The sequence below is a fragment of the Mycolicibacterium bacteremicum genome, from assembly GCF_002086115.1.
GTDB lineage: Bacteria > Actinomycetota > Actinomycetes > Mycobacteriales > Mycobacteriaceae > Mycobacterium > Mycobacterium bacteremicum.
Map to the genome: position 1 here is coordinate 1 of NZ_MVHJ01000037.1, position 25,147 is coordinate 25,147.

Here is a 25,147-nt window from a genome sequence, read left to right on the forward strand (position 1 = left end):
AAGAGGATCTGGGTGCGTTTGGCCAGGGAGGTGTCGCGCCAGGCCGGGAACGCCGCGGCGGCGGCCTCGATGACCGCCCGGGAGTCCTCGACCGAGGCCAGCGCGACCTGACCGGTCACCGCACCCGACGCCGGATTCGTCACGGGGGCGGTCTGGGCCGAGGTGCCTTCGAAGAAGGTGCCGTTGAGCCAGTGCTGAATGGTGGCCTGCATCGCGATGCGCTCACTTTCTGTGGGTGGTGAGTTCAGTGTGGAACCCCGCAAGCCCACCGGAGCCGACAAACTGTCTCCGATTTCTCTCGGATCGATACAGTATGTAAATGCTGCTGACCGTCGCCGATGTCATCGGGTTGCCCGCGCTGCAGCGCGGACAACCCGAGGTGCTCAGCGCGCGCCGCTTCGACGAGCCGATCCGCTGGGTGCACGTCAGCGATATCGCCGACCTGTCCACCCTCGTCGAGGGTGGCGAACTGGTGCTCACCACCGGTGCCGCGCTGCGCGCCGACCCACGGCGCTATCTGCAGGGCATGGCCGCCGCCGGCGTGCTGGGGGTCGTCGTCGAACTCGGTACCGCCGTGCTGCCGCCCGAGGCGGGGCGCTACGCCGAGGAGTTCGGGCTGGCCCTGGTCGCCCTGCACCAGGAGGTGCGCTTCGTCGAGATCACCGAGGCCGTGCACCGGATGATCGTCACCGACCAGTTCGACCGGGTGGACTTCGACCGGCGCGTGCACGAGACCTTCACCGACCTCAGCATGAAACGCGCCTCCGTCGAGGGCATCGTCGATGCCGCGGCCGGCATGCTCGACGAACCGGTCGTCCTGGAAGATCTGGCGCACCGGGTGCTGGCGGTCGCGGGCGTCCCCGGTGGCGGGCCCACCGCGGTGCTGCTGCGCGACTGGGAGCAGCGGTCGCGCCGTACGGCCGACGCCGAGCACTGGACGATGACCGCGGTCGGCCCACGCACCCAGGAGTGGGGACGCCTCATCGTGCCGCGCCGGCCCGTCGACGCGTCGCGCACCCAGATGGTGCTCGAGCGCGCCGGCGTGGCGCTGGCGCTGCACCGCATGATCGAACGGGACCGGTCCGGTCTGACCCATCAGGCCCAGACCGGTCTGATCGACGATGTGCTGCGCAGCCGCATCACCGACGAGGGGGAGGCCGCCGCGCGGGCACACGCCCTGGGGCTGCGGTCCTCGGCGCGGTACGTGCCCGCCGCGGTCCGCATCGCGCGCACCGCGACGGCCACCGATCCCGTTGTCGGACAGCGCCAGAACATCTCCCTGCTGGACACCGTCATGCACGCCGTGAACGCCGCCGGGCACACCGGGCTGTTCTCCGTCCGGCGCGACGGCGAGATCGGGATGGTGCTGTCGCTGAGCGTCACCCGGCCCGCTGAGACGGCGCTGAGCGCGCTGGGCACCGAACTGCGCCGCGAGATCCGACGGGTCGAGGGCGTGCCGGACAGCACACTGGCCGTGGGGGATTCGGTGAACCGGGTGATCGACGCCGTCTACGGGATGGGGGAGGCCGCCCACATCGCCGAGGTGGCGCTGGCCATGAACGAGGCCCCGCGGCCCTATTACCGGGCCGCCGACGTCCGGCTGCGCGGACTGATCGCGCTGCTGCGCAGCGATCACCGCGTGCAGGCCTTCGCCGAGAGTGAGCTCAAGGAACTGTTGACCGGGGACCAGGCGAATCTCGCGGTGTTGCAGGAGTATCTGCGGCTGGCCGGGAACAAGGCGGCGGTGGCCGCCCGGCTGCACATCAGCCGGCCCGCGCTGTACAAGAAGCTCGCCGCGATCGGATCCGCCCTCGGCGTCGACCTCGACGACGGCGAATCCCGCACCTCGCTGCACGTCGCCCTGATGGTGCTCGACGCCCAACGGCTGCGCCGCCCGGTCGAGGTCAGCACCGAACCCGTCCCCGCCGTGATCGTCGATCCCTACACCTGACCGGCGCGCTGCGGCTAGGTTCGGGCCGTGACCATGCTGGACACGGCACGCAGAGTGCTCGGTTATGAAATGCGGATCGCGGAGTGGATCGGCCTGGCCGTGCTGCTCGCCCTGCCCTATCTCGGTATCGGAATCATCTGGGCCCTCACACATTCCGGTCCCGTCCTCGGCTCGGTGCTGGCCTGGCCGCTGCTGCTGCTGCTCTACACCTTCTGCGGATCATGAGCAGGGTGCTGGCCAAGCCCGTCAAGGTCGAGGCGATGATCGAGACGCTGATGTGGCTGTCCCTGCCCTATATCGTCATCGGCCTGATCTTCACCATCGCGCACCCCGATGACGTGCGCGCTCTGGAACGGCAGGTGCAGACCCAGTTGCCCGCGGGTGCCGATGTGGCGGCCTTCGGCGCGAGCACCCTACTGTGGCCGATGATGCTGATCACCGGCCCGGTAGAGGAGCACTGCCTTGTCAGATGACGATCTCGCCGATTTCGAGCGCGCGGAGTTCACCCACGACGGGAAGACGCGCACGGTGTACCGCACCGGCAGCGGGCCCGCCGTCATCGTCATCGCCGAGATGCCGGGTATCACCCCCAAGGTGGCCGCGTTCGCGCGGCAGGTCGCCGGTCTGGGGTGCACCGCGGTGCTGCCGCACCTGTTCGGGGTGCCGGGCCGGGATCCCAACGCCAGCACGCTGATCGGCCTCAAGACGCTGGCCTCGGCGATGGTGCCCGCCTGCGTCAGCAGGGAGTTCACCGTCTGGGCGACCGGGCGCACGTCACCGGTCGTCGGCTGGCTGCGGGCGCTGGCCCGCGCCGAACACGCGCGGTGCGGCGGACCCGGTGTCGGTGCCGTCGGGATGTGCTTCACCGGCGGCTATGCCCTCGCCATGGCCACCGACGACATCCTGCTCGCGCCGGTGCTCTCGCAACCCTCGATGCCGGTGGCCGCGACCGCGGCGCAGAAACATTCGATCGACATCTCCCCGTCCGACCTGGAGATCGTGAAGGGCCGCTGCGCCCGCGGGCTCACCGTGCTCGGACTGCGGTTCGACTCCGACAAGATGGTGCCCCCGGAGCGGTTCGACTTCCTGCGCGAGCAACTCGGTGACGCCTTCGTGGCGGTGGAACTGCGCGGCGCGGACGCCAATCCGGACGCGATGATGTCGGCGCACTCGGTGCTGACCGAGCACCTGATCGACGAGCCGGGCACACCGACGCGGGCGGCGCTGGATCAGGTGCTCGACCTGTTCCGCAGCCGGCTGCTGACCGCCTGAGCCGACGCGGCCTAGGCCGACCGACCGATATCGGGCCGGTCGTCGGGATCTTCGCCGTCGGTGCTGGCCAGCGCCGGCGACAGCAGCAGCCGGAACTGGTTGCCGCCGGACTTGCGCGCCTCGTACATCGCCCCGGTGCCGATGGTCAGCAGCTCGTCGAGCACATCGTGCGAGGCCTGCTCGGTCAGCGGCTTCAGCGGCGTGCTGACCACCCCGAGGCTGGCCGTCAACTGGAACGGCGCCGATTTGATGGTGCCGAGGATGCGCTCGGCCAGTGGCGTCGGATCGGGGGTGGTGAAGACATCGGCGACCAGATACTCGGAGTCACCCTGATGCCCGATCACCGCGTCGCCGCGCACCGTCTCGCGGAGCCGCTGCCCGATGGCGACCCGGGCCCGGTTGCCGCCCGTCTTGCCCGACATGGCGGTCAGCAGCGAGAAACTGTCCAGGTTGACCACGATCAGGATCAGGTAGCGGTCGTCGTAGCGACTGCGCGATCCGATCAGCGTCGCAACGCTGTCGTAGAACGCCTCCCGGTTGAGCAGACCGGTCAGCGGTTCGATCTCACCGTGCGGCTTCTCCGAGCCGATGATCCGCAACACCAGCTCGCAGGCAAACGCCATGAACACGCTGATGAGCGCCACGAACACCACGCTCGCCACCGCCAGCGTGTAGTTGATCTCGCCCAGTCGCCACGCCAGCACCACCAGGGTGGCCAGCTGGACCACCCACACCCCGATCAGCCACCGCCGGGAATGGAACATCACCGCGTACCCGGTCGTCACCGTGAACGCCACCGAACCGAGCAGGCCGAGCACCGGGTCGGGATCGGTCGCGCAGGTGACGGCGATCAGCGCGGTGCCGGCGATCAGACACACCTTGGACTGGCGTCGGGTCGGCCAGTCCGATCGCGACCACAGCGCGACCATCGACGCGCACACCACGAACAGGATGATCGCCAGCGCGAGCCGGAAGGAGTGCTGCAGGCCGGAACTGGCCGCCGCCACCAGCACCGAGATGATCCCGAGGCTGGCGATGATGCCGGCGACCACCCGCGAGGTGGCGACCTGCAGATCCCGGGCAGCCAGATACGCGGTCAGCCAGTCATAGTGATCGCGCTGGTCACGCCCCCGCCGCATCACCGGAACGCTACCAAATTCAGCCCGTCTAACCTGGCGTTCATGGTGAGCCAATGGAACCCGGCCCGGCTCGGGGATATGACCGGCAAACAGGTGATCGTCACGGGCGCGACCAACGGCGTCGGTCTGGCCACCGCGGCCGCCCTGGCCAAAGCCGGCGCCCACGTGGTGATGGCTGTCCGCAACACCGATCTGGGCGCGCAGCGCGCCGCGGAGATCGGCGGGCACACCTCGGTGGTGAAGCTGGACCTGGCCGATCTGTCCTCGGTGCGTGGCTTTCCAGGCCGGCTCGACGAGCTGGGCATCGACGGTGTCGACATCCTGATCAACAACGCGGGCACACTCACCCAGCACCGCACCGACACCGCCGACGGTTTCGAGGCGACGCTGGCCACCAATCTGCTCGGACCGTTCGCGCTGACCAACCTGCTGCTCGACCGGGTGCGCTCGCAGATCATCAATGTCGGCTCGCAGGCCCACGAGTCGGCGACCCTGCACCTGTCGGACATGCACCTGCGCACCCACAAGTGGACCGTGATGGGCGCCTACGCAGCGTCCAAGCTCGCGGTGATGCTGTGGGGGTTGGAGCTGGACCGGCGACTGCGCACGGCGGGTTCGCCGATCATCAGTCACCTGACCCACCCGGGCTGGGTCGACTCGAATCTGCCCGCACTCTCGGAGACCCCGCTGATGGGCGTGCTGGCGCGCGGGGTGAAGCTGGTCGCCGGTGCGCTGGCCAACGATGCCGCGGCGGGCGCGGCCACCACGCTCTACTGCATCACCGAGCCGATCCCGCCGGGCAGCTATGTCGGCGTCGACGGCCGGTTCGGGCTCAAGGGCGTTCCGGTGTTGATCGGGCGGTCGGCGGTGGCCTGCGATTACGCCACCGCGGCGCGGGTGGTCCAATTCGCCGAGCAGGAGACGGGGACAAGACTCTCCCTTCGTTAGCCGAAAGATAACGAAGGGGTCACCTGCCGATGCGACAGTGTGGCCGTGACGGTGGAATCGGCGCCGGACGGCATCGCCGAACGATTCCACCGGCTGTGTGAGCGGATCGTGGCCCGGCTTCCGTTCGGGCTGAGTTCGGTTGTGGCGCCGACCTTTCTGGGCTTCGCTCTGATCGCCGGCTGCACCTTCAGCATCGACATGGCGTTGTTGACGCTGCTGTACAGCGGGTTCGGGGTGCCGCTGCCGGTCGCGCTGACCGTCGGGTACGTCTGCGCCTTCGCGCTGGCCTATATCGCCAACCGCACGCTGAATTTCCGCTCGCACGCCACCGTCGGCCCGCAGGTCGCGGTCTACATCATCGTGGTCGCGGTGAACTACCTGTTGTTCATCGTCACGCTGCCCACCGCGCTGGTCGCCGCGGGACTGCAGTACCACCTGGCCCGCCTGCTGGCCGGCGGATGCGAGGCCGTCTACATGTACACCGCCATGCGGTGGGTGGTGTTTCGCCGCTGAGCTACCGGCGGCGGGCGCACAATGTCTGCCATGGCGATCGGGCGCAGGCGCATGTTGATCGGTTCGGCCGTCACGGCCGGTGTGGTGGTGGGGTGTTCGCGGGAGGATGGCACCGCCGCGGAGGAGGGGCCCGTCGAGTTGGCCAAGACCGCCGACGTGCCGGTCGGTTCGGCCCTGGTGGTCGACGACATCGTGCTGACCCAGCAACAGCCCGGGCGGATCCAGGGGTTCTCGGCGGTGTGCCCGCACGCCGGCTGCGCGGTGTCGAAGGTGGACGGTGCGAAGGTGGTATGCCCCTGCCACGGCAGCAGCTTCGGCCTGGACGGGGCCGTGTTGACCGGTCCGGCGCGCGAACCGCTGCGGCCGGTGGCGGTCACAGTCCGCGGGGATTCGGTCGTCACCGGCTGAAACGTGGTTACCATCAGCGCTCGTGGTAGACGACGAGGGCGGGACGGCCCCGGCTCCGTGGTATGAGGAGTCCTGGGCCGTCGTCACCGCGGGGGTGGCGGGCGTGCTGGCGATCGGCGTGCTGATCTACGCGGTGCTGCAGACATCGGAGAACTCGATCGACCCGTCCGGTGGCCCGCAGTTCTATCCGAGCACGGCGGCGCCGAGCACGACCTCGAGCTCGCGGACCACCCGGTCCACGACCACCACCACAACCACCACGACGACGACCACCACCACGACTACGACCTCGGAGACGACCTCGGAGACGACCCTGGAGGAGTCCACATCCGAGGACGAGACGACCGAGGACGAGACGGCCGAGGACGAGACGACGACGGAGCCCACCCTGGGCGAGGACAACCCGTTCATCCTCAACCCGTTCGCCACCACCACGACCGCCGGCCAGGGGTAGCCAGGGAGGGTTCGATTAGCTCAGGATGGGAACGTCTGACAGAATCGGCCCCGAGGGGAGTACTCCTGCGCTGCGGTGTCGCCATCACGTTGTCCAATGTCGGACGACCGGTGCCGCGGGCCCGCGCTCACGTTGCGCAGGCGGAAGAGACCTCGGCCGTTTTATCGACGACCGGAGGCTCTTGAATACATGAACGTGTCCACCCTCGAGTGGGGCATCACCCTCGCCGTCACCCTGGGCATCCTGCTGGTGGATGTCCTGGTCTTCGGGCGACGGCCCCACGAACCGTCCACCAGGGAAACCTCGATAGCGCTGACGTTCTACGTCGGTCTTGCCATCGCGTTCGGCATCTGGACCTGGACCTTCCACGGCAGCCAGTACGGTGTCGAGTTCTTTGCCGGCTGGCTCACCGAGTACAGCCTGTCGGTGGACAACCTGTTCATCTTCTTGATCATCATGGCCAGCTTCAAGGTCCCGCGGATCTACCAGCAGCAGGCGCTGCTGGTCGGTATCATCCTGGCGCTGATCTTCCGCGGCATCTTCATCGCTCTCGGCGCGGTGGCCATCGAACAGTTCTCCTGGGTGTTCTACATCTTCGGCGCCTTCCTGATCTACACCGCCATCAAACTGGCCAGGGACACCGACCACGATGACGACGGTGAGAACGGGGTCGTCCGGTTCGCGCGTAACTACCTGAACACCACCGACAAGTGGCACGGCCTGAAGCTGACGGTCAAAGAGAACTCCAAGCGCGTCATGACGCCGATGTTCCTGGTGATCGTGGCGCTGGGCACCACCGACCTGTTGTTCGCCCTGGACTCGATCCCGGCGATCTACGGGCTCACCCAGGAGCCCTACCTGGTGTTCACCGCCAACGTGTTCGCGCTGATGGGGCTGCGCCAGCTGTACTTCCTGCTGGGTGACCTGCTCAAGCGGCTGGTGTACCTGTCTCAGGGCCTGTCGTTCATCCTCGGCTTCATCGGCGTCAAGCTGGTGCTGCACGCGCTGCACGAGAATGAGCTGCCGTTCATCAACGGCGGCGAGCCCGTGCATGTGCCGACCATCCCGACGCTGGCCAGCCTGGGTGTCATCATCGTCACGCTGGTCATCACCACCGTCGCCAGCCTGTACAAGACCCGGGTCGTGGACAAGAAGGCCGACGAGCCGTCCGAGCAGAAGACCGACTGACCCGCATGTCGGGCGGCGGCGACAGCCCCGCCGCCGCCCGACTAAGCGGTTCGCTCAAACCCGTTATGCCGCGGGGTAATTCGTTAACGTAGGTCGGCATGCCGACTGCCGAGCCGTTTCCCCGTCGCTCAGCTCGCCCCGAGTCCTCCGCTGTCCGTCAAGCCGTCGTCGGCGCGTCCATCGGCAATGCCGTGGAGTGGTTCGACTTCGCCATCTACGGTTTCCTGGCCACCTACATCGCCGCGAACTTCTTCCCCGCCGGCGACGACACCGCGGCCCTGCTGAACACCTTCGCGATCTTCGCCGCCGCCTTCTTCATGCGCCCGCTCGGCGGATTCATCTTCGGGCCGCTCGGTGACCGGATCGGGCGGCAGAAGGTGCTGGCCCTGGTGATCCTGCTGATGTCGGCGGCCACCCTGCTGATCGGCCTGCTGCCGACCTACGCCGCAATCGGGGTGGCGGCCCCGGTGCTGCTGCTGGTGCTGCGCTGTCTGCAGGGCTTCTCGGCCGGCGGCGAATACGGCGGCGGTGCGGTCTACCTGGCCGAGTACGGTACCGACCGGCGCCGCGGCTTCGTGGTCACCTTCATGGTGTGGTCCGGTGTGCTGGGCTTCCTGCTCGGCTCGATCACCGTGACCCTGCTGCAGACCGCGCTACCCGCCGCGGCGATGGACAGCTACGGCTGGCGGATCCCGTTCCTGCTCGCCGCGCCGCTGGGACTGGTCGGGCTCTACATCCGGCTGCGCCTGGACGACACCCCGGAATTCACCGAACTCACCCATGCCGACCAGGTCGCCCGCCGACCGCTGCGCGAGGCCGTCACCACCTCATGGCAGCCCATCCTGCAGGTCATCGGCCTGTTCCTGATCTTCAACGTCGGCTACTACGTCGTGTTCACGTTCCTGCCGACCTACCTGATCAAGACGCTGGAATTCTCCAAGACCGCATCGTTCACCTCGATCACGCTGGCCAGTCTGGTCGCGCTGGTACTGACCCTGCCGCTGGCCGCACTGTCGGATCGCATCGGCCGGCGGCCCTTGCTCATCGCCGGGTCGGTGGCCTTCGCGGTCCTGAGCTACCCGCTGTTCCTGCTGCTGACCTCCGGATCGCTGGCGGCCGCGATCACCGCGCACTGCATCCTGGCGGCCATCGAATCGGTCTACATCTCCACCGCCGTCACCGCCGGTGTCGAACTGTTCGCCACCCGGGTGCGCTACAGCGGATTCGCGGTCGGCTACAACGTCTGTGTCGCGGTGTTCGGGGGCACCACGCCCTACGCGGTGACCTGGCTGACCGCTCAAACAGGGAACCCGCGCGCGGCCGCGTTCTATCTGGTGATCGCCGCGGTGCTATCGCTGGGCGCGGTGCTGACGCTGCGGGAATCGGCCGGCAGGCCGTTGGCCGCGATCAGGTGAACTGACCCGGGCGAGCGAACCGCCGGGAAGATCCGCCGGGCCTGCGATGATGTCCGGATGACCACGGGCCGCGAGCCGACAGCGCCGCAGAAGTCGGCTCGGCCGACGGTGCAGAACAAGTCGGCTCGGCCGACGGTGCAGAACAAGTCGGCTCGGCCGACGGTGCAGAACAAGTCGGCTCGGCCGACGAAAGCCGACGTCGCGCGGCTGGCCAACGTCTCCTCGGCAACGGTCAGCTACGTGCTCAACAACGTCAAGGGCCAGACCATCTCGGCGCAGACCCGCGCCGCCGTGCATGCCGCCGCCCGTGAACTGGGCTACCGGCCGAATCTGGCCGCCCGCAACCTGGCCCGGGGCGGCAGCGGCGTGGTGCTCTACGTGGTGCCCCGGTTCTCCCTCGGCGAGCTGCTGCTGGAGGTCGGCAGCAGGTTGACCACCGAACTCGGCAGGCACGGGATCGTGTTGTCGCTGCAATTCGAGACCGACGACGGCCGCAACGTCGTCGACGCCGTCGGCGACCTCAACCCGATCGCCGTCACCAGTGTGTTCCCGCTCGGCGGGGCGGCGGCCGAAGCCGTGGTGGCGGCCGGTGTTCCGCAGATCCACCTGGGCAGCGCGCAGCTGCACGCGATGGGGGCGCTGCATCTGAGCGTCGGCGAGATGCGGGTGGCGCACCTGATGGAGCGGGGGCATCGCCGGCTGGCATTCGCCTATGCCGAGGCCCCGGCGCTGCGCCCGCTCGGGGACTACTGGCTGGCGGGTCTGCAGGTGGCCGCCGCGGAGTTGCCCGAGATCCTCACGGCTGCCGTCGCCGCCGACGGCAGCGATGCCGCCGCGGTGGTGTCGGCGTGGGCGCGCGACGGTGTGACCGCGGTGTGCGCGCAGAGCGATGAGGTGGCGATGGTGGTGCTGCACGGGATCCGGGAGGCCGGTCTGCGCTGCCCGCAGGATCTGGCCGTGATGGGCGTCGACGCGATCCCGCTCGGGGCGGTCGCCGGGCCGCCGCTGACCTCGGTCGGATTCGATGCCAAGACCATCGTCGAGGTGTCCGTCGCGGCGATGATGTCCGAGCTGGGCTACCCCAGCGGACACGAGCCCAGCAGCGCCGACGTCGCCCACCTGATCCAGCGCTCCTCCACCTGACGCGAGCCGAGCTTGCCCAACCTGCTGTGACCCGCGTAACTTACGCGAGTAAGTACCGGTGTGTGAGAGGTGGCAGCAAGGTGACAGTCGACGCGACCCGCGAGGTCTACTTCGATCCGTACAACGTCGAGATCAACGCCGACCCGTATCCGGCGTTCGCCCGGCTGCGCGAGGAGTCGCCGCTGTACTACAACGAGGAGTTCGACTTCTACGCGCTGAGCCGGTTCGCCGATGTGAACAAGGCGCTCATCGACCACGAGACCTTCAGCTCCGCGCGCGGCGCCATCATCGAACTGATCAAGGCCAACATCGACATCCCCTCGGGCGCACTGATCTTCGAGGACCCGCCGATCCACACCACGCACCGCAAACTGCTGGCGCGGATGTTCACCCCGCGCAAGATCGCGGCCCTGGAGCCGAAGATCCGCCAGTTCTGCGCCGAGGCGCTGGACCCGCTGGTCGGCAGCGGCAAGATCGACTTCATCACCGACTTCGGCGCCATCATGCCGATGCGGGTGATCAGCGCACTGCTGGGCATCCCCGAGGACGACCAGGAGATGATCCGCGACCACGGCAACGACCAGATGCGCACCGAGGCCGGCCAGCCGATGAAGGCCGCCAAGGAGGGGTTGATCGACGGCTCGATCTTCGAGACCTACATCGACTGGCGCAAGGACAACCCGTCCGACGACATCATGACCGATCTGCTCAACGTCGAGTTCACCGACGAGCACGGTGTCACCCGCAAGCTCACCCGCGAAGAGCTGCTGATCTTCATCAACGTGGTGGCCGGCGCCGGCAACGAGACGACCACCCGGCTGATCGGCTGGGCCGCCAAGGTACTGGCCGAACACCCCGACCAACGCCGCGAACTCGTGGAGAACCCGGCGCTCATCCCGCAGGCGATCGAGGAACTACTGCGCTTCGAACCGCCGGCCCCGCACGTCGCGCGCTACGTCACCCGCGATGTCGAGTACTACGGGCGCACAGTTCCCGAGGGCAGCGTCATGATGATGCTGATCGGTGCGGCCGTTCGTGACAGCCGCCAGTTCCCGCCCGACGGTGAGGTATTCGACATCCACCGTGAGCAGCGCCAGCACCTGGCGTTCAGCGTCGGCGCGCATTTCTGCCTGGGCTCGGCGCTGGCGCGTCTGGAAGGCCGCATCGCGCTGGAGGAGATCTTGAAGCGCTTCCCGCAGTGGACCCCGGATCTGGCCAACGCCGCGCTCTCGCCGACCTCGACGGTGCGCGGCTGGGACACCATGCCGGCGTTCATTCCGTGACGCAGGCGTCGGCCGTCCCGAAATCCTGGGCGGAGATCACCGGCGAGTGGATGACCGCGGCGCTGGCGACCGACTTCCCCGGCGCGGTGGTCTCCGGCGTGACGCTCACGATGCGCGACGACGGCACCAATCGGCGGGCCCGGTTGTCGCTGACCTACGCCGCTGGGCAGGGGCCGGACACGGTGTTCGTCAAGGCCGTCGACCCGGACCACCGCGAGCTGATCAAGATGACCAGCGGCCTGCTGCACGAACCGCGATTGTTCACCGCCGGGGTGGAGCTGCCGCTGGAGCATCCCCGGGTACATGCAGCGATCATCGACGAGGATGCCGAGGACTTCGTCCTGGTGATGGAGGACTTGACCGCACGCGGTGCCGACCCGCGCGACGCCACCCGACCGCTGACGGTCGAGCAGGCCGCCGACGGGGTGCGCGGGCTGGCCCGGTTGCACGGCGCCTTCTGGGGGGAGCGGCTGGCGACGCCGGGTCTGGACTGGCTGGAACCCTTCGTGGCCTGGGACGGCATGCAGTACGCGCCGCTGCCGGCAGCGCTGGAACGCCTCGGCGACGACGCGCCGGCATCGGTACACGCGCTCACCATCGACGACCTGGTGGACGGCATCTGGAAACCGTTCATCGCCACGCTGACCGGCCCGGGGGTGCCCATTACGCTGCTCCATGGCGACCCACACATCGGCAACACCTATCTGACCGCCGGCGGCGCCGTCGGATTCCTGGACTGGCAGGTCGCGCGGCGCGGCAACTTCGCTGTGGACCTCGGCTACTTCCTGCAGGGCGCGCTGACCACCGCCGACCGCCGGGCCAGTGAGCGTGAACTGCTCGGCGAGTACCGGGCCCACCTCGTCCTGCCGGCCGGGGAGCTGCCCTCGCCGGAAGAGATCTGGCTGCGCTACCGCGCATCGGTGGCGCACGGGCTGACGACCTGGCTGGCCACCGCGAGCGCGGGCGAACTGTGGCAGCGCCCCGACATCGCGCTGGCCCTGGCGCAGCGCTACAGCGCGGCCTACGAGGACCTGGACACCGCACAAGCGCTGGCGGTTCTGAGCACCTAGGGTGGTGGCGTGACGAGGAGGCCGCGCCGTTGATCGACCACCTGCTCGTCGTCGTCTTCGCGTTGTGCGCAGCCATTTTCGCCGCGATCGGCATCGTGGTGCGCCAGCGCGCGACACTCGATGTGCCCGAGGAGCACGGTGTCAGCACCGTCATGTTCGCCACCCTGCTACGCCGGCCACTGTGGTGGGCGGGCACCGCCGCGGCGGTCGCGGGATTCGTCTTCCAAGCGCTGGCGCTGGACAACGGTTCGCTGATCGTGGTGCAGCCGTTGCTGGTGTCGGCGCTGCTGTTCGCGCTGCCACTGAGCGCCCGGCTGGCGCACCGCCGCGTCACCCGCGGGGCCTGGCTGTGGGCCGTGCTGCTGACGGTGTCGTTGGCGGTGTTCGTGTTGCTCGCCCATCCGCGGGTCAACGATCAGGTGGCGCCCGCGCCGACGATCACCGCCGTCATCGCGGTCTGTTCGGTCCTGGTGGTGGGCTGCGTGCTGATCGCGGTACGCAGGACCGGCTGGAAGCGGGCGGTGCCGCTGGCGGTCGCGGTCGGGGTGATGTTCGGTCTGGTGGCGGTGCTGACCAAGATCCTGATGTTCATGCTGGAGCGCGGCAGCGCCGCCGAGGTGCTGACCACCCCGGTGCCCTACGCCCTGGTGTTCCTCGGAGTGGTGGCCACGCTGCTGCAGCAGTCGGCCTTCCACGCCGGGTCGCTGCAGACCTCGGTGCCCACGATGGTGGTCATCGAGCCGGTGGCCGCGGTTCTGCTCGGCGTCTTCATCCTGGGCGAGACGCTCAACGCCAACCGCTGGGAGACGGTGGTGCTGACCTTCGCGGTGCTGGCGATGACGGCGGCGACGATCGCGCTGGGCCGCGACGAGGGTGCCTACGAGGAACAGCTCGAGGCGCAGGTGCACCGGTCCTGATCGCGTGTCACGGCGACTTCGCGACCGACTTTCACAGGAAACCGGCAGGTCACGGACAGTGGGGCATATCTTTAGTTTTGCTAACGTTGTAACCGGTGGTCGGCGCGGACGACGAGGTCCCCGGCCATTGCAATAGACGCGAGTAGAACCGAGGAAGTCCATGTCCGCCGAATTTCTTGATGACCAGCAGCGCCTGGCCGACCTGTACGCCACCGATCCCGAGTTCGCGGCCGCGGCCCCGGATCAGGCCGTCGTCGATGCCGTCAACACCCCCGGGATGCGCCTGCCCGAGATCGTGCGCACTGTGCTCACCGGCTATGCCGACCGGCCCGCGCTGGGCAGCCGGGCCGTCGAGCTCGTCACCGACCCCGCCACCGGGCGCACCCGCACCGAACTGCTCGGCCACTTCGACACCATCACCTTCGGGCAGCTGTGGGAGCGCGTCCGCTCGGTCGCCAACGCCTGGCGCGCCGACGGCGTCCGCCCCGGTGACCGGGTCGCCATCCTGGGCTTCGGCAGCGTCGACTACACGGTCGTCGACATCGCGCTGACCCAGCTGGGTGTGGTCTCCGTCCCGCTGCAGACCAGCGCGACCGCGAGCGCCCTGGCCCCGATCATCGCCGAGACCGAGCCCGCGCTGATCGCCTCCGATGTCGACCACCTCGACGACGCCGTGACGCTGGCCCAGGACGCCGGCGTCGCCACCGTGGTGGTGTTCGACCAGAACCCGGCCGTCGACGACCACCGTGAGGCCATCGCGGCGGCGCGCGCCCGCCTGGGCGCCGAGGCCGTCCAGACCCTCGACGAAGTCCTGGCGCGCGGAGCCGAACATCCCCATGCCGAGGTCGTCGAGCAGGAAAGCGATCCCCTGTCGCTGCTGATCTACACCTCCGGCAGCACCGGCGCCCCCAAGGGCGCCATGTACCCCGAAGGCAAGGTCGCCGACATCTGGCGGCCCGCCGCCAACGCACACTGGGATGCCCGCCAGGGCGTGGTACCCGCGATCGTGCTGAGCTTCATGCCGATGAGCCATGTGATGGGCCGCGGCATCCTGTACGCCGCGCTGGCGAGCGGCGGCACCGTCAACTTCGCCGCCCGCGCGGACCTGTCCACCCTGCTGGAGGATCTGGCCCTGACGCGGCCCACCCAGCTGAACTTCGTTCCGCGCGTGTGGGACATGCTGTTCCAGGACTATCAGAGCCGGGCCGCGCACGGTGGCGCCGAGGCCGAGATCCTCGCCGACATGCGGACCAACCTGCTGGGTGGACGCTATGTCAGCGCGCTCACCGGGTCGGCACCCATCTCACCCGAGCTCAAGGCCTGGGTCGAGCGCCTGCTGGACCTGCACCTGGTCGAAGGCTACGGATCCACCGAGGCCGGCGCGGTGTTCGTCGACGGCCGCATCAGCCGCCCGCCGGTGCTGGAGTACAAGCTGGTCGACGTTCCCGAATTGGGTTACCGCCGTACCGATGTGCCGCACCCGCGCGGTGAGCTGCTGATCCGATCCGAGCAGCTGTTCCCCGGCTACTACAAGCGCCCCGAGGTCACCGCCTCCGTGTTCGACGAGGACGGCTTCTACCGCACCGGGGACATCGTGGCCGAACTCGGTCCCGACCATGTCGCCTACATCGACCGGCGCAACAACGTGCTCAAGCTCTCCCAGGGTGAGTTCGTCACGGTGTCCAAGCTGGAGGCCGCGTTCAACACCGCACCGCTGGTGCACCAGATCTACATCTACGGCAACAGTGCCCGCCCCTATCTGCTGGCCGTGGTGGTGCCCACCGATGCGGACGCCACCAAGACCGAGATCGCCGAGTCGCTCAAGACCGCGGCCCGCAACGCGGACCTGCAGTCCTACGAGCTTCCCCGCGACTTCCTCATCGAGACAACGCCTTTCAGCACCGAGAACGGGCTGCTGACCGGCATCCGCAAGCTCGCCTGGCCCAAGTTGAAGGAGCGCTACGGGGCCGAGCTTGAGCAGCTCTACACCGATCTGGCCGAGGGGCAGGCCGACGAACTGCAGGCACTGCGGGCCAACGGCGCGGACGCGCCGGTGCTGGAGACCGTCGGCCGAGCGGCGGTGGCCCTGCTGGGGGCGGCCAGCTCCGATATCGCACCGGATGTGCACTTCACCGATCTCGGTGGGGATTCGTTGTCGGCGCTGACATTCGGCAACCTGCTCGCCGACATCTTCGGTGTCGAGGTGCCGGTGAGCGTGATCGTCAGTCCGGCGGCGGATCTGGCGTCCATCGCCAAGCACATCGAGGACCGGCGGGCCGGGTCCGGCCTACGGCCGACGTTCGCGTCGGTGCACGGCAAGGATGCCACCGTGGCGCGTGCCGCCGACCTGACGCTGGAGAAGTTCATCGACGCCGAGACACTCTCGGCCGCAGGCGACCTCGCCGGGCCGGCGGCCAACGTCCGGACCGTCCTGCTCACCGGCGCCACCGGATTCCTGGGCCGCTACCTGGCTCTGGAATGGCTGGAGCGGATGGACCTGGTCGACGGCAAGGTGATCGCCCTGGTGCGGGCCCGCTCCGATGCCGAGGCGCGCGCCCGGCTGGACGCGACCTTCGACACCGGTGACCCGAAACTGCTGGCGCACTACCGTGAACTGGCCGACCAGCACCTGGAGGTGCTCGCCGGCGACAAGGGTGAGCACGACCTCGGACTCGATCAGCAGACCTGGCAGCGGTTGGCCGACACCGTCGACCTGATCGTCGACCCGGCCGCCCTGGTCAACCACGTGCTGCCCTACAACGAACTGTTTGGCCCCAACGCGCTGGGCACCGCCGAGTTGATCAGGGTCGCGTTGACCACCCGCATCAAGCCGTTCGTGTACGTGTCGACCATCGGTGTCGGGGCGGGGATCGAGCCGGGCCGCTTCGTGGAGGACGCCGACATCCGCGAGATCAGCGCCACCCGGGTGCTCGACGACAGCTACGCCAACGGATACGGGGCCAGCAAGTGGGCCGGTGAGGTGCTGCTGCGCGAAGCGCACGAGCAATTCGGGCTGCCGGTGTCGGTGTTCCGGTGCGACATGATCCTGGCCGACACCAGCTACGCCGGCCAACTGAACCTGCCGGACATGTTCACCCGGATGATGCTCAGCCTGGTGGCCACCGGCATCGCGCCGAAGTCATTCAATCAGCTTGATGCCCAAGGTGATCGGCAGCGCAGCCACTATGACGGGCTGCCGGTGGAATTCATCGCCGAGGCCATCTCGACGCTGGGCGCCAACGTCGTCGACGGATTCGAGACCTACCACGTGATGAACCCGCACGACGACGGCCTCGGACTCGACGAGTTCGTGGACTGGCTCATCGAGGCGGGCCATCCCATCCAGCGCATCGACGACTACCAGGAGTGGCTCGAGCAGTTCGGCGCCACCCTGCGGACGCTGCCGGACCGGCAACGCCAGGCCTCGCTGCTACCGCTGCTGCACAACTACACCGCCCCGGGCATCCCGGTCAACGGTGCGATGGCGCCGACCGATGTGTTCCGCGCCGCCGTGCAGGACGCAAAGATCGGGCCCGACAAGGATATTCCGCATGTCAGCCGCGAGGTCATCGTCAAGTACGTGACCGACCTGCAGTTGCTCGGCCTGCTGTAGTCAGGCGTGCCAGGAGGCCCAGTGGTGGACGGCGACCGTCACCACTGGGCCGTCCAGTGCGGTGCGCTCGTACTGGGTGTACTTGGCGCGTAGCAATCCATACCCGATGGCCATCTGCTCACCGTCGTGATGTACCTCGGCGATCCCGTCGGCGCGCACCCACCACAGCTGGGTCCAGTCGTCCTCGTAGTGATCCACCAGCAGGCTCACCCGGGGGTTCACCGCGATGTTGGCCAACCGGCGCAGGCGCTGTGTGGATTTCCGCTTGGCGTCCACCGCGGTGTACACGGTGTCGCCCTCGACGGCGAAGACGACCGGCACCAGATGCGGCACCCCCTGATCGTCGGCGGTGGCCAGCGTGGCAACGGGGGCAGCCGAGAACAGGTCGGCAGGTTCAGCCATTCCTCGATGGTAGAACCGGTAGCGTCGAACCCCGTTCACCGAGATGTCAGCTCACCGACACCAACTGGTCGTCTGTCCATCGGAAGGTTCGCGCATGAGGATTTCGATGTTCGGTCCCACTGCTGCGGCTGTGCTGCTGGCTGCCGGTCTGGTCGCCTGTGCTCCGCCCGAGAAGGACCAGGCGCCCGACAGCGGTGGCACCGATGCCCGGGTTGCCACCTCGGCCGCCGACTTCGGCGGCATGGACGGGCTGATCGAAGCGGCCAAGGCCGAGGGCGAACTCAACGTCATCGCGCTGCCCGACGACTGGGCCAACTACGGCCAGATCATCAAGACCTTCGGCGACAAGTACGGGATCAAGGTGAACTCGGCGCAGCCCGGCGCCAGCAGCCAGGAGGAGATCAACGCCGCCGAACAGCAGAAGGGTCGCAGCACCGCCCCGGATGTATTCGACCTGGGACAGTCGGTGGCGTTGGCCAACACCGACAAGTTCGCGCCGTACAAGGTCGAGCACTTCGCCGAGATCTCGGACTCGTTCAAGCATCCCGACGGTCTGTGGGTCAACGACTACGGCGGCTACATGTCCATCGGGTACGACTCCACCAAGGTGCCGACCATCGGCGGCGTCGACGATCTGCTCAAGCCGGAGTTCGCCGGGAAGGTCGCCCTCAACGGCGATCCCACGCAGGCCGGGGCCGCGTTCTCCGGTGTGATGATGGTGGCCGTGGCGCAGGGCGGTTCGCCCGATGACATCGCCCCCGGCGTGGAGTTCTTCCAGAAGTTGCAGGAGGCAGGTAATTTCCTGCCGGTCGACCCGACCCCGGCGACCATTGCCTCCGGGCAGACCCCGGTCGTGCTCGACTGGGATTACCTCAATGTCGAACAGGCCAAGAAGGTTCCGGGCTGGAAGGTCGTCATCCCACCCAATGCGGCCGTGGCCGGCTACTACTTCCAGGCCATCAACAAAGACGCCCCGCACCCCGCGGCGGCGCGGCTGTGGCAGGAATTCCTCTACAGCGATGAGGGACAGAACCTCTACCTGGCCGGCGGTGCGCGTCCGGTGCGGGCGGACTGGATGGTCACCCACGGCACCATCGACCGGGAGACCTACGGCGCCCTGCCGCCGGTCGACGGTGCGGCCACCTTCGTCACCGTCGAGCAGAACGAGGCCGCGACCAAGTACCTGGAAGCCAACTGGGCCAAGGCAATCGGCTGAGCGGTGCGTTTCCTCCGGCAGGCCCTGCCGCTGCTGCCGTTTCTGGCAGTGGTCACGATCTTCCTGCTCATCCCGACCGGCACCGTCATCGTCAACGCCTTCGTCGTCGACGGCCGGTTCTCGCTGGATCTGGTCGGCGCGCTGTTCGGTGCGGCACCGTTGACCGCGCTGGTGCGCTCGCTGGTGCTCTCCGGGGTCAGCGCGGTGATCGGTGCGGTCGGCGGCGCGGTGCTGGCCTGGCTGATCGTGAGCAGCCCGCCGCGCTCGCTGATCCGGCGCGCGGTGCTGGCGCTGAGCAGTGTGCTGGCCCAATTCGGCGGTGTGGCACTGGCGTTCGCCTTCCTTGCCACGGTCGGCATCAACGGTGTGCTGACCCTATGGTTGCAGCACCTGCTGAGTGTGAACATCGCCCCGGGTGGGTGGCTCTACAGCCTGCCGGGATTGATCCTGGTGTACACCTATTTTCAGATCCCGCTGATGGTCATCGTATTCCTGCCCGCGCTGGAGGGTCTGCGCGAGCAGTGGCGGGAGGCCGCGGTGGGCCTGGGGGCGAGCACCTGGCAGTACTGGCGCGAGGTGGCGCTGCCGTTGCTGACGCCGGCCTTCCTGGGTTCGGTTCTGCTGTTGTTCGCCAACGCCTTTGCCGCCTATGCGACCGCCGCGGCACTGGTCAGTCAGGGTAGCCCGATCGTGCCGCTGCTGATCCGGGCGGCGTTGACCAGTGAGGTTGTGCTCGGGCAGGCCGGGCTGGCCTACGCGCTGGCGCTGGAGATGATCGTGGTGGTCGCTGTGGTGATGATCGCCTACAACCTGCTGGTGCGGCGCACGGCGCGGTGGTTGCGATGAACCGCGTGGTGCGGGGTCTGCTGTGGCTGGCCTTCGGGGCCTTCTTCCTGTTCCCGCTGTACGCGATGGCCGATTTTGCCACCCGCGATCCGTTCGGCGGCGGTCGGACCATGGCGGCCTGGGCGAATCTGGGCACCGATGAGGCGCTGCTGAGGGCGATCATCACCTCGCTACTGCTGGCGGTGCTGACGGTGACGGCCATGCTGGCGCTGCTGGTACCGACCATGATCTGGGTCCGGCTACGCGCGCCATGGGCCAACCGGCTGGTGGAGTTCCTGTGCCTGCTGCCGTTGACGATTCCGGCACTGGTGGTTGTCGTCGGCCTGCGCAACGTCTACCTGTGGGTGACCTACCTGCTCGGTGAGTCGGCACTGACGCTGACGTTCGTCTACATCGTGCTGGTGCTCCCGTTCGCCTACCGGGCGCTGGACTCGGCGCTGTCGGCGATCGACCTCACGACCTTGTCGGAGGCGGCCCGTTCGCTGGGGGCGGGGTGGACGTCGACGATCGTGCGGGTGATCGTGCCCAACATCGGCACCGGCATCCTGTCGGCGGCCTTCATCTCGATTGCCGTGGTGCTCGGCGAATACACCGTCGCCTCGCTGTCCGGATTCCAGACGCTGCCGGTGCAGATCGTCGAACTCGGTCGTAGCGACGGCCCGACATCGGTGGCGGCATCGCTGGCCACCCTGATCTTCGGCTTCGGACTGCTGCTGGGGCTGTCGTTGCTGACCGGACGGAAGAGGCGGCGCGGACGTTCATGAGTGTGGCTGTCGAACTACAGGAGCTGACACGGGCCTTCGGGTCGGTGCACGCCCTGGACGGGCTGAACCTGCGGATCGAACCGGGGGAGCTGGTGGCGCTGCTGGGCCCGTCGGGCTGCGGTAAGACCACCGCGCTGCGCATCCTGGCCGGCCTGGAGGAGGCGACGTCGGGATCGGTGCTCGTCGACGGGCGCGATATCGGCCGGGTGCCCGCGAACAAGCGCGATATGGGCATGGTCTTCCAGGCCTACAGCCTGTTCCCGCATCTGAGTGTGCTCGACAATGTCGCGTTCGGACTCAAGATGCGCGGGGTGGGTGCCGGCGAACGGCGGTCGCGGGCCGCGGAGATGCTGGATCTGGTGGGGTTGTCCGCCCAGTCGCAGCGCTACGCCGACGAGTTGTCCGGCGGCCAGCAGCAGCGGGTGGCGCTGGCCCGCGCGCTGGCCGTGCGTCCGCGGGTGCTGCTGCTCGACGAGCCGCTCTCGGCGCTGGATGCCAAGGTGCGCACCCAGCTGCGCGACGAGATCCGCCGGGTGCAGCTGGAGGTGGGCACGACGACATTGTTCGTCACCCATGATCAGGAGGAGGCGCTGGCCGTCGCCGACCGGGTCGGGGTGATGAATGCCGGCCGGCTGGAACAGCTGGCGACCCCGGCCGAGCTGTACGCCAACCCGGCGACCCCGTTCGTGGCGGACTTCGTGGGGCTCAGCAACAAGATCGCGGCCAGCGTGTCCGGCGGCACCGCGGCGCTGCTCGGGGTGTCGGCACCGGCGCTGCCCGGATCGGTGGACGGCGCGGGCGTGGCGATGGTGCGTCCGGAGTCGGTGACCGTACAGGCCGATCCGGCCGGCGCGGCCACGGTGGCCTCGGTGGCCTTCCTGGGCGCGATATCCCGGGTGAACGTCGCGCTGGGAGACGGCTCGACGCTATATGCCCAGATGAACAGCTCGGCGGCCCGCGCGTTCGCACCGGGCGACCGGGTCACCGTCGGGCTGGAAGCGGGCGGGGTGCTCGTCATCGCCGGCTGATACGCGGGTTTCGCGCAGAAAAAGGAGGGCGGGAGTCAGACCGCCTTGACCGGGTCGATACCCAGATCCCGGTAGGTGACCAGGGCCGCGAACGGCACCCCGAGACCGCCGAACAGCTCGGTCGCGACATCGCCGCGGTCGACCATCGGGATCACCCCGGTGACCGTCACCCCGACCTCCAGCACCCGGTCATAGGCCTTCTTGGTGGATCCGCCGGTGCTGATCACGTCGTCGACCAGCAGCACCCGGTCCCCGGGGGAGAGTCGGGTGCCCTCGATCCACTGCTCGCGGCCGCGCTGCTTCTGCTCCTTGCGCACCGAGAACCAGGCCGCGCCGGTGACCATCGCGATGCCGTGGGCCAGCGGGTCGGCACCCATGGTCAATCCGCCGACGGCATCGAACTCGATACCGTGCGCGGCGGCCAGGTCGGCGACGGCGCGGCTGACGGTGGTGAGCCGTTCACCGTTGTCGATGGCGTGCTTGCCGTCGATGTAGTCATGGCTCAGCTGCCCGCTGACCAGCTTGAACGGCTCCTCGCGACGCTCGTGGGCGCGGGTGCGAATCAGATCGAAGGCGGCCTGCCAGCTGTCCGGACGTTGCATACGCAGATCGTATTGCACTGCGTCGGGGTGCCGCGGGACGGTTCAGCCCCGGCGGGCTCGATGGGTCAATTCCACTGCCGCGGACCGTAGTTCACCGATGGAGTCGATCGGCTTGAGATACCCCGCCCGGGTGTAGGCGACGCCGCGCGGCGTGTCGACCCGCAGGTCCAGGCCGTAGCGGTCCGCTCCGGTGCAGGTGGCGGCGGTGGCGTCGGGGTAGCCGCCCAGCGCCTGAGCCATGGCCGTCAGGGCGTCGGCGTGATCGGCGTTGAGATGGGCGATGGCGCCCGCGGCGTGTGGTGCCACCGGGTCGGGTGTGGCGGCGGTGTAGTCGGCGCCGGTGGTCGAGTCCATCCGGCCGTAGCCGCCCACCCAGCGCACCCGCTGCACGTCGAGCACCCAGAGCGTGAAATCGCTGTAGTCGATGTAGTACTTGGCGGCCGGCACCGCGTCCAGATGCGCCTGCCGGGCCGCCTCCAGCGTCGCCCCGGTGGGACGGGTGACGACGCCGGCCAATGTGATGCGCCCCGAGGCCAGCGGATCGTCCGGGGCGTCGGGCGCGACGATGGCGATACTCGCGCGCTGGTCGCCGGCGAGGTTACGGCCGTGCTCGGCCAGGTTGGACACGCACAGCACCGGCGCGCCCGCATGCAGGCCGTAGGTGACGAAGGATGCCCAGGGATCGCCGTCGGCGGTCAGCGTGGCCAGGGTCCCGGTGTTGGTGGACGCCGCGATGGTGCGCGCCTCCTCCGCCGCCGACGGGCGGGTGGCGTCACTCACCGGGGCCGACGGCGGCGGCACCGACGGGGCGTCGCCGGGATCGCCGTGGTCGCGCAGTTCAGCCATAGCGGCACCATACCGAAAGGCAGGGTGGGTGTACGTGGACGCACAGTCGGGTACGAGGATGGCAGGGGTCGGCATCCGGCTACCCCGCGAGAATGTTGGAGACGCGATGACCTTGCCGTTCGACCAGTGGCTGCCCCGACAGCGGTGGTACGGCGGACGCGGCCGCGACCTCACCGACGTCCGCCCCACGGTGGTGCCGCTGGGTGCGGACCTGGAACTCGTCCTGCTCGAGGTCGATTACACCGACGGGTCCGTCGACCGCTATCAGGTCCTGGTGCGCTGGGACACCGGAGCCGAGCACACCGCGATCGGAACCGACGCCGGTCGCACCGGTTACGACGCCATCACCGATCCCGAGGTGGCCGGCCGGCTACTGAACTTGATCGGCGAGTCCGCCGAGGTCGGTCCGGTCCGCTTCCTATCCGAACCCGGCGCCGAACTCGGCCCTGCCACACCGGTGCGCAGCATGGGTGCCGAGCAGTCCAACACCAGCGTGGTGTTCGGGGACCGCACGATCATGAAGGCATTCCGCCGGCTGACGCCGGGCATCAACCCCGATATCGAGCTGACCCGGGCGTTGGCGGGCAACCCGCACATCACACCCCTACTCGGCTCGTACGAGATCAGCTGGGACGGTGAGCAATACACCCTCGGCATGGTCAGCGTCTTCGCCAAGGGATCGTCCGACGGCTGGTCGGTGGCCGAGAACCGCACCGCGGATCTGCGCTCGGCCGACGCCGACTTCACCGAGGAAACGCACCGGCTCGGGGAAGCGGTGGCCTCGGTGCACCTGTCGTTGGCCGAGACGCTGGGCAGCCGGGTGACGGCGTTCCCGGCGCAGACCCTGATCGAACGGGCCCGCTCGGTGGCGGGCCTGGTTCCCGAAGTGCGCGAACGTATCTCGCAGATCGAGGAATGCTACCGGCGGGTGGCCGACGCGCCCACCCCGGAACAACGCGTGCACGGCGACCTGCATCTGGGCCAGGTGCTGCACACCGCGAGTGGATGGCTGGTCATCGATTTCGAGGGCGAACCCGGTCAGCCGCTGGCCGAGCGCCGACGCCCGGACTCACCGCTGCGCGATGTCGCGGGCATGCTGCGCTCCTATGACTACGTCGCCTCACAGCGGTTGCTGTCCGCCCAGGATGACGCGCTGGCGGTGGCGGCCCGGGAGTGGGTGCAGCACAACCGCAAGGCGTTCTGCGACGGCTACGCCTCCGTCGGCGGGCTCAACCCGTGGGATTCGGCGGGCGTGCTGTTGGCCTACGAACTGGACAAGGCCGTCTACGAGGTGGGTTACGAGTCGCGCTACCGGCCGACCTGGTTGCCGATTCCGCTGGGCGCACTCGATCGGCTGCTGGGCAACTAGCGCACCAGCCGGCGCAGCAGCGCCGAGGCGGTGAACACGCCCAGCACCGCGGCGCCCACCAGCACCGCGATATCCAATGCCGCATTGGTGGGCGTTCCGATCAGCAACCCGCGCAGGGCATTCACCTCATAGCTCAGCGGGTTGACCGCCGACAGCCAGCGCAGCCACTGCGGCATCACCTCCACCGGATACAGCGCATTGGAGGCGAAGAACAGCGGCATGGTGATGGCCTGGCCGATGCCCATCAGACGGTCTCGGTTGCGCACCAGCCCGGCCAGCGACATCGACAGGCAGGCGAAGAACGCCGAGCCCAGCACCACGACCGCCATCGCACCGAGGATGCGCAGCGGATTCACCGTCATGTGCACACCGATGAGATACGCCAGTGCGACCACACCGATGACCTGCACCACCGAACGCACCCCGGCGGCGAACGCCTTGCCGGTGATCAGTGCCGACGGCGGCGCCGGGGTGACCATCAGTTTGGCCAGGATGCCCGCATCGCGGTCCCAGATGATCTGGATGCCATAGAAGATCGAGATGAACAGCGCCGACTGCGCGATGATCCCGGGTGCCAGGAATGCCAGATACGGCACGTCACCGGTGTCGATCACGCCGAGCCGGTTGAAGGTCTGGCCGAAGATGAGCAGCCACAGGGCCGGCTGGACCATACGGGTGAACAACTCGGTGCGGTCGTGCCGCAGCTTCTGCACTTCTACGAGGGCGAATGCGCCCATCCGCGAACCGATTCCGGGTATCC

26 protein-coding genes are annotated in these 25,147 nt (G+C 68.5%); 20 read left to right on the forward strand and 6 right to left on the reverse strand.

What is annotated here, in order from left to right; all coding sequences use genetic code 11:
• Positions 1 to 212, reverse strand: a 212-nt coding sequence (locus BST17_RS25755) for an aldehyde dehydrogenase family protein (protein ID WP_133053601.1), incomplete at its 3' end; no start/stop codon positions are given.
• A gap of 107 nt (positions 213 to 319) precedes the next feature.
• On the opposite strand from BST17_RS25755, the gene BST17_RS25760 reads away from it, so the two are divergent.
• From BST17_RS25760 to BST17_RS25775, 4 genes are read left to right on the forward strand one after another with little or no spacing between them, the layout of a single operon-like run.
• Positions 320 to 1,951 carry a PucR family transcriptional regulator gene (locus BST17_RS25760; protein ID WP_083061751.1) on the forward strand — a complete coding sequence of 544 codons (1,632 nt, stop codon included), beginning with the start codon at positions 320 to 322 and terminating at the stop codon, positions 1,949 to 1,951.
• A gap of 33 nt (positions 1,952 to 1,984) precedes the next feature.
• A complete protein-coding gene (locus BST17_RS25765; protein ID WP_083061786.1) occupies positions 1,985 to 2,176 on the forward strand; it encodes a hypothetical protein in 192 nt (63 codons plus the stop codon).
• Positions 2,173 to 2,424, forward strand: a complete 252-nt coding sequence (locus BST17_RS25770) for a hypothetical protein (RefSeq protein ID WP_083061752.1) — start codon at positions 2,173 to 2,175, stop codon at positions 2,422 to 2,424. The genes BST17_RS25765 and BST17_RS25770 overlap by 4 nt, the downstream gene beginning before the upstream one ends.
• Positions 2,414 to 3,223 (forward strand): dienelactone hydrolase family protein, encoded by an 810-nt coding sequence (locus BST17_RS25775; RefSeq protein ID WP_083061753.1) that lies wholly within the window; start codon positions 2,414 to 2,416, stop codon positions 3,221 to 3,223. Before BST17_RS25770 ends, BST17_RS25775 begins: the two co-directional genes overlap by 11 nt.
• A gap of 11 nt (positions 3,224 to 3,234) precedes the next feature.
• On the opposite strand, the gene BST17_RS25780 is transcribed toward BST17_RS25775, so the two are convergent.
• On the reverse strand, positions 3,235 to 4,362 hold the full coding sequence (locus BST17_RS25780; RefSeq protein WP_083061754.1) for a GGDEF domain-containing protein: 1,128 nt from the start codon (positions 4,360 to 4,362) through the stop codon (positions 3,235 to 3,237).
• A 42-nt stretch (positions 4,363 to 4,404) separates the two neighbouring features.
• Here BST17_RS25780 and BST17_RS25785 point away from each other — a divergent pair, with 42 nt between their 5' ends.
• The 11 genes from BST17_RS25785 (at position 4,405) to car (ending at position 17,314) form a co-directional block, all read left to right on the forward strand.
• The gene (locus BST17_RS25785; RefSeq protein WP_083061787.1) at positions 4,405 to 5,310 is read left to right on the forward strand and encodes an SDR family NAD(P)-dependent oxidoreductase; all 906 of its coding nucleotides are present in this window, start codon (positions 4,405 to 4,407) and stop codon (positions 5,308 to 5,310) included.
• A gap of 45 nt (positions 5,311 to 5,355) precedes the next feature.
• Positions 5,356 to 5,823: a GtrA family protein gene (locus tag BST17_RS25790; RefSeq protein WP_083061788.1), complete on the forward strand. Its 468-nt coding sequence runs from the start codon at positions 5,356 to 5,358 to the stop codon at positions 5,821 to 5,823.
• A 30-nt stretch (positions 5,824 to 5,853) separates the two neighbouring features.
• Positions 5,854 to 6,231: a Rieske (2Fe-2S) protein gene (locus BST17_RS25795; RefSeq protein WP_109750304.1), complete on the forward strand. Its 378-nt coding sequence runs from the start codon at positions 5,854 to 5,856 to the stop codon at positions 6,229 to 6,231.
• A 22-nt stretch (positions 6,232 to 6,253) separates the two neighbouring features.
• On the forward strand, positions 6,254 to 6,685 hold the full coding sequence (locus BST17_RS29420) for a hypothetical protein (RefSeq protein ID WP_165762351.1): 432 nt from the start codon (positions 6,254 to 6,256) through the stop codon (positions 6,683 to 6,685).
• Between the two features lie 189 nt (positions 6,686 to 6,874).
• Positions 6,875 to 7,873, forward strand: a complete 999-nt coding sequence (locus BST17_RS25805; protein WP_083061755.1) for a TerC family protein — start codon at positions 6,875 to 6,877, stop codon at positions 7,871 to 7,873.
• A gap of 98 nt (positions 7,874 to 7,971) precedes the next feature.
• The gene (locus BST17_RS25810; protein ID WP_083061756.1) at positions 7,972 to 9,288 is read left to right on the forward strand and encodes an MFS transporter; all 1,317 of its coding nucleotides are present in this window, start codon (positions 7,972 to 7,974) and stop codon (positions 9,286 to 9,288) included.
• Positions 9,289 to 9,345: 57 nt separating this feature from the next.
• Positions 9,346 to 10,431 carry a LacI family DNA-binding transcriptional regulator gene (locus BST17_RS25815; protein WP_083061757.1) on the forward strand — a complete coding sequence of 362 codons (1,086 nt, stop codon included), beginning with the start codon at positions 9,346 to 9,348 and terminating at the stop codon, positions 10,429 to 10,431.
• A gap of 80 nt (positions 10,432 to 10,511) precedes the next feature.
• On the forward strand, positions 10,512 to 11,714 hold the full coding sequence (locus tag BST17_RS25820) for a cytochrome P450 (RefSeq protein WP_083061758.1): 1,203 nt from the start codon (positions 10,512 to 10,514) through the stop codon (positions 11,712 to 11,714).
• 50 nt (positions 11,715 to 11,764) lie between these two features.
• Complete coding sequence (locus tag BST17_RS25825; RefSeq protein ID WP_083061792.1) at positions 11,765 to 12,784, forward strand: phosphotransferase; 1,020 nt, start codon at positions 11,765 to 11,767, stop codon at positions 12,782 to 12,784.
• Between the two features lie 29 nt (positions 12,785 to 12,813).
• Entirely contained in the window at positions 12,814 to 13,701 is an 888-nt protein-coding gene (locus tag BST17_RS25830) for a DMT family transporter (RefSeq protein WP_083061759.1), read from the forward strand.
• Between the two features lie 160 nt (positions 13,702 to 13,861).
• Complete coding sequence (gene car, locus BST17_RS25835) at positions 13,862 to 17,314, forward strand: carboxylic acid reductase (protein WP_083061760.1); 3,453 nt, start codon at positions 13,862 to 13,864, stop codon at positions 17,312 to 17,314.
• On the opposite strand, the gene BST17_RS25840 is transcribed toward car, so the two are convergent.
• Complete coding sequence (locus tag BST17_RS25840) at positions 17,315 to 17,716, reverse strand: TIGR03668 family PPOX class F420-dependent oxidoreductase (RefSeq protein WP_083061761.1); 402 nt, start codon at positions 17,714 to 17,716, stop codon at positions 17,315 to 17,317.
• A 94-nt stretch (positions 17,717 to 17,810) separates the two neighbouring features.
• On the opposite strand from BST17_RS25840, the gene BST17_RS25845 reads away from it, so the two are divergent.
• The 4 genes from BST17_RS25845 to BST17_RS25860 are packed head-to-tail and all read left to right on the forward strand — an operon-like array spanning position 17,811 to position 21,570.
• Positions 17,811 to 18,932 (forward strand): ABC transporter substrate-binding protein, encoded by a 1,122-nt coding sequence (locus BST17_RS25845; RefSeq protein WP_083061762.1) that lies wholly within the window; start codon positions 17,811 to 17,813, stop codon positions 18,930 to 18,932.
• A 3-nt stretch (positions 18,933 to 18,935) separates the two neighbouring features.
• On the forward strand, positions 18,936 to 19,778 hold the full coding sequence (locus tag BST17_RS25850; protein WP_083061763.1) for an ABC transporter permease: 843 nt from the start codon (positions 18,936 to 18,938) through the stop codon (positions 19,776 to 19,778).
• Positions 19,775 to 20,542: an ABC transporter permease gene (locus BST17_RS25855; RefSeq protein ID WP_083061764.1), complete on the forward strand. Its 768-nt coding sequence runs from the start codon at positions 19,775 to 19,777 to the stop codon at positions 20,540 to 20,542. The genes BST17_RS25850 and BST17_RS25855 overlap by 4 nt, the downstream gene beginning before the upstream one ends.
• Entirely contained in the window at positions 20,539 to 21,570 is a 1,032-nt protein-coding gene (locus BST17_RS25860; RefSeq protein WP_083061765.1) for an ABC transporter ATP-binding protein, read from the forward strand. The genes BST17_RS25855 and BST17_RS25860 overlap by 4 nt, the downstream gene beginning before the upstream one ends.
• Before the next feature lie 35 nt (positions 21,571 to 21,605).
• On the opposite strand, the gene BST17_RS25865 is transcribed toward BST17_RS25860, so the two are convergent.
• Both BST17_RS25865 and BST17_RS25870 read right to left on the reverse strand, forming a co-directional pair.
• A complete protein-coding gene (locus tag BST17_RS25865; RefSeq protein WP_083061795.1) occupies positions 21,606 to 22,172 on the reverse strand; it encodes an orotate phosphoribosyltransferase in 567 nt (188 codons plus the stop codon).
• A gap of 42 nt (positions 22,173 to 22,214) precedes the next feature.
• Complete coding sequence (locus BST17_RS25870) at positions 22,215 to 23,018, reverse strand: HugZ family pyridoxamine 5'-phosphate oxidase (protein ID WP_083061766.1); 804 nt, start codon at positions 23,016 to 23,018, stop codon at positions 22,215 to 22,217.
• A 106-nt stretch (positions 23,019 to 23,124) separates the two neighbouring features.
• Between BST17_RS25870 and BST17_RS25875 the strand changes: the two genes are divergently transcribed.
• Positions 23,125 to 24,387 carry a maltokinase N-terminal cap-like domain-containing protein gene (locus tag BST17_RS25875; RefSeq protein WP_083061767.1) on the forward strand — a complete coding sequence of 421 codons (1,263 nt, stop codon included), beginning with the start codon at positions 23,125 to 23,127 and terminating at the stop codon, positions 24,385 to 24,387.
• Here BST17_RS25875 and BST17_RS25880 read toward each other — a convergent pair.
• Positions 24,384 to 25,124: an ABC transporter permease gene (locus BST17_RS25880; RefSeq protein WP_234807833.1), complete on the reverse strand. Its 741-nt coding sequence runs from the start codon at positions 25,122 to 25,124 to the stop codon at positions 24,384 to 24,386. The genes BST17_RS25875 and BST17_RS25880 overlap by 4 nt on opposite strands.
• Positions 25,125 to 25,147 lie beyond the last annotated feature (23 nt).

What these genes read in the sequence shown, in the direction of transcription:
- BST17_RS25760 (WP_083061751.1), top strand. Translation starts at nt 320, where the DNA reads ATGCTGCTGACCGTCGCCGATGTCATCGGGTTGCCCGCGCTGCAGCGC.
- BST17_RS25805 (WP_083061755.1), top strand. Translation starts at nt 6,875, where the DNA reads ATGAACGTGTCCACCCTCGAGTGGGGCATCACCCTCGCCGTCACCCTG.
- BST17_RS25865 (WP_083061795.1), bottom strand. Translation starts at nt 22,172, where the DNA reads ATGCAACGTCCGGACAGCTGGCAGGCCGCCTTCGATCTGATTCGCACC.
- BST17_RS25875 (WP_083061767.1), top strand. Translation starts at nt 23,125, where the DNA reads ATGACCTTGCCGTTCGACCAGTGGCTGCCCCGACAGCGGTGGTACGGC.
- BST17_RS25870 (WP_083061766.1), bottom strand. Translation starts at nt 23,018, where the DNA reads ATGGCTGAACTGCGCGACCACGGCGATCCCGGCGACGCCCCGTCGGTG.
- BST17_RS25770 (WP_083061752.1), top strand. Translation starts at nt 2,173, where the DNA reads ATGAGCAGGGTGCTGGCCAAGCCCGTCAAGGTCGAGGCGATGATCGAG.
- BST17_RS25855 (WP_083061764.1), top strand. Translation starts at nt 19,775, where the DNA reads ATGAACCGCGTGGTGCGGGGTCTGCTGTGGCTGGCCTTCGGGGCCTTC.
- BST17_RS25780 (WP_083061754.1), bottom strand. Translation starts at nt 4,362, where the DNA reads ATGCGGCGGGGGCGTGACCAGCGCGATCACTATGACTGGCTGACCGCG.
- BST17_RS25765 (WP_083061786.1), top strand. Translation starts at nt 1,985, where the DNA reads ATGCTGGACACGGCACGCAGAGTGCTCGGTTATGAAATGCGGATCGCG.
- BST17_RS25845 (WP_083061762.1), top strand. Translation starts at nt 17,811, where the DNA reads ATGAGGATTTCGATGTTCGGTCCCACTGCTGCGGCTGTGCTGCTGGCT.
- car (WP_083061760.1), top strand. Translation starts at nt 13,862, where the DNA reads ATGTCCGCCGAATTTCTTGATGACCAGCAGCGCCTGGCCGACCTGTAC.
- BST17_RS25825 (WP_083061792.1), top strand. Translation starts at nt 11,765, where the DNA reads ATGACCGCGGCGCTGGCGACCGACTTCCCCGGCGCGGTGGTCTCCGGC.
- BST17_RS25785 (WP_083061787.1), top strand. Translation starts at nt 4,405, where the DNA reads ATGGTGAGCCAATGGAACCCGGCCCGGCTCGGGGATATGACCGGCAAA.
- BST17_RS25840 (WP_083061761.1), bottom strand. Translation starts at nt 17,716, where the DNA reads ATGGCTGAACCTGCCGACCTGTTCTCGGCTGCCCCCGTTGCCACGCTG.
- BST17_RS25810 (WP_083061756.1), top strand. Translation starts at nt 7,972, where the DNA reads ATGCCGACTGCCGAGCCGTTTCCCCGTCGCTCAGCTCGCCCCGAGTCC.
- BST17_RS25795 (WP_109750304.1), top strand. Translation starts at nt 5,854, where the DNA reads ATGGCGATCGGGCGCAGGCGCATGTTGATCGGTTCGGCCGTCACGGCC.
- BST17_RS25880 (WP_234807833.1), bottom strand. Translation starts at nt 25,124, where the DNA reads ATGGGCGCATTCGCCCTCGTAGAAGTGCAGAAGCTGCGGCACGACCGC.
- BST17_RS25815 (WP_083061757.1), top strand. Translation starts at nt 9,346, where the DNA reads ATGACCACGGGCCGCGAGCCGACAGCGCCGCAGAAGTCGGCTCGGCCG.
- BST17_RS25860 (WP_083061765.1), top strand. Translation starts at nt 20,539, where the DNA reads ATGAGTGTGGCTGTCGAACTACAGGAGCTGACACGGGCCTTCGGGTCG.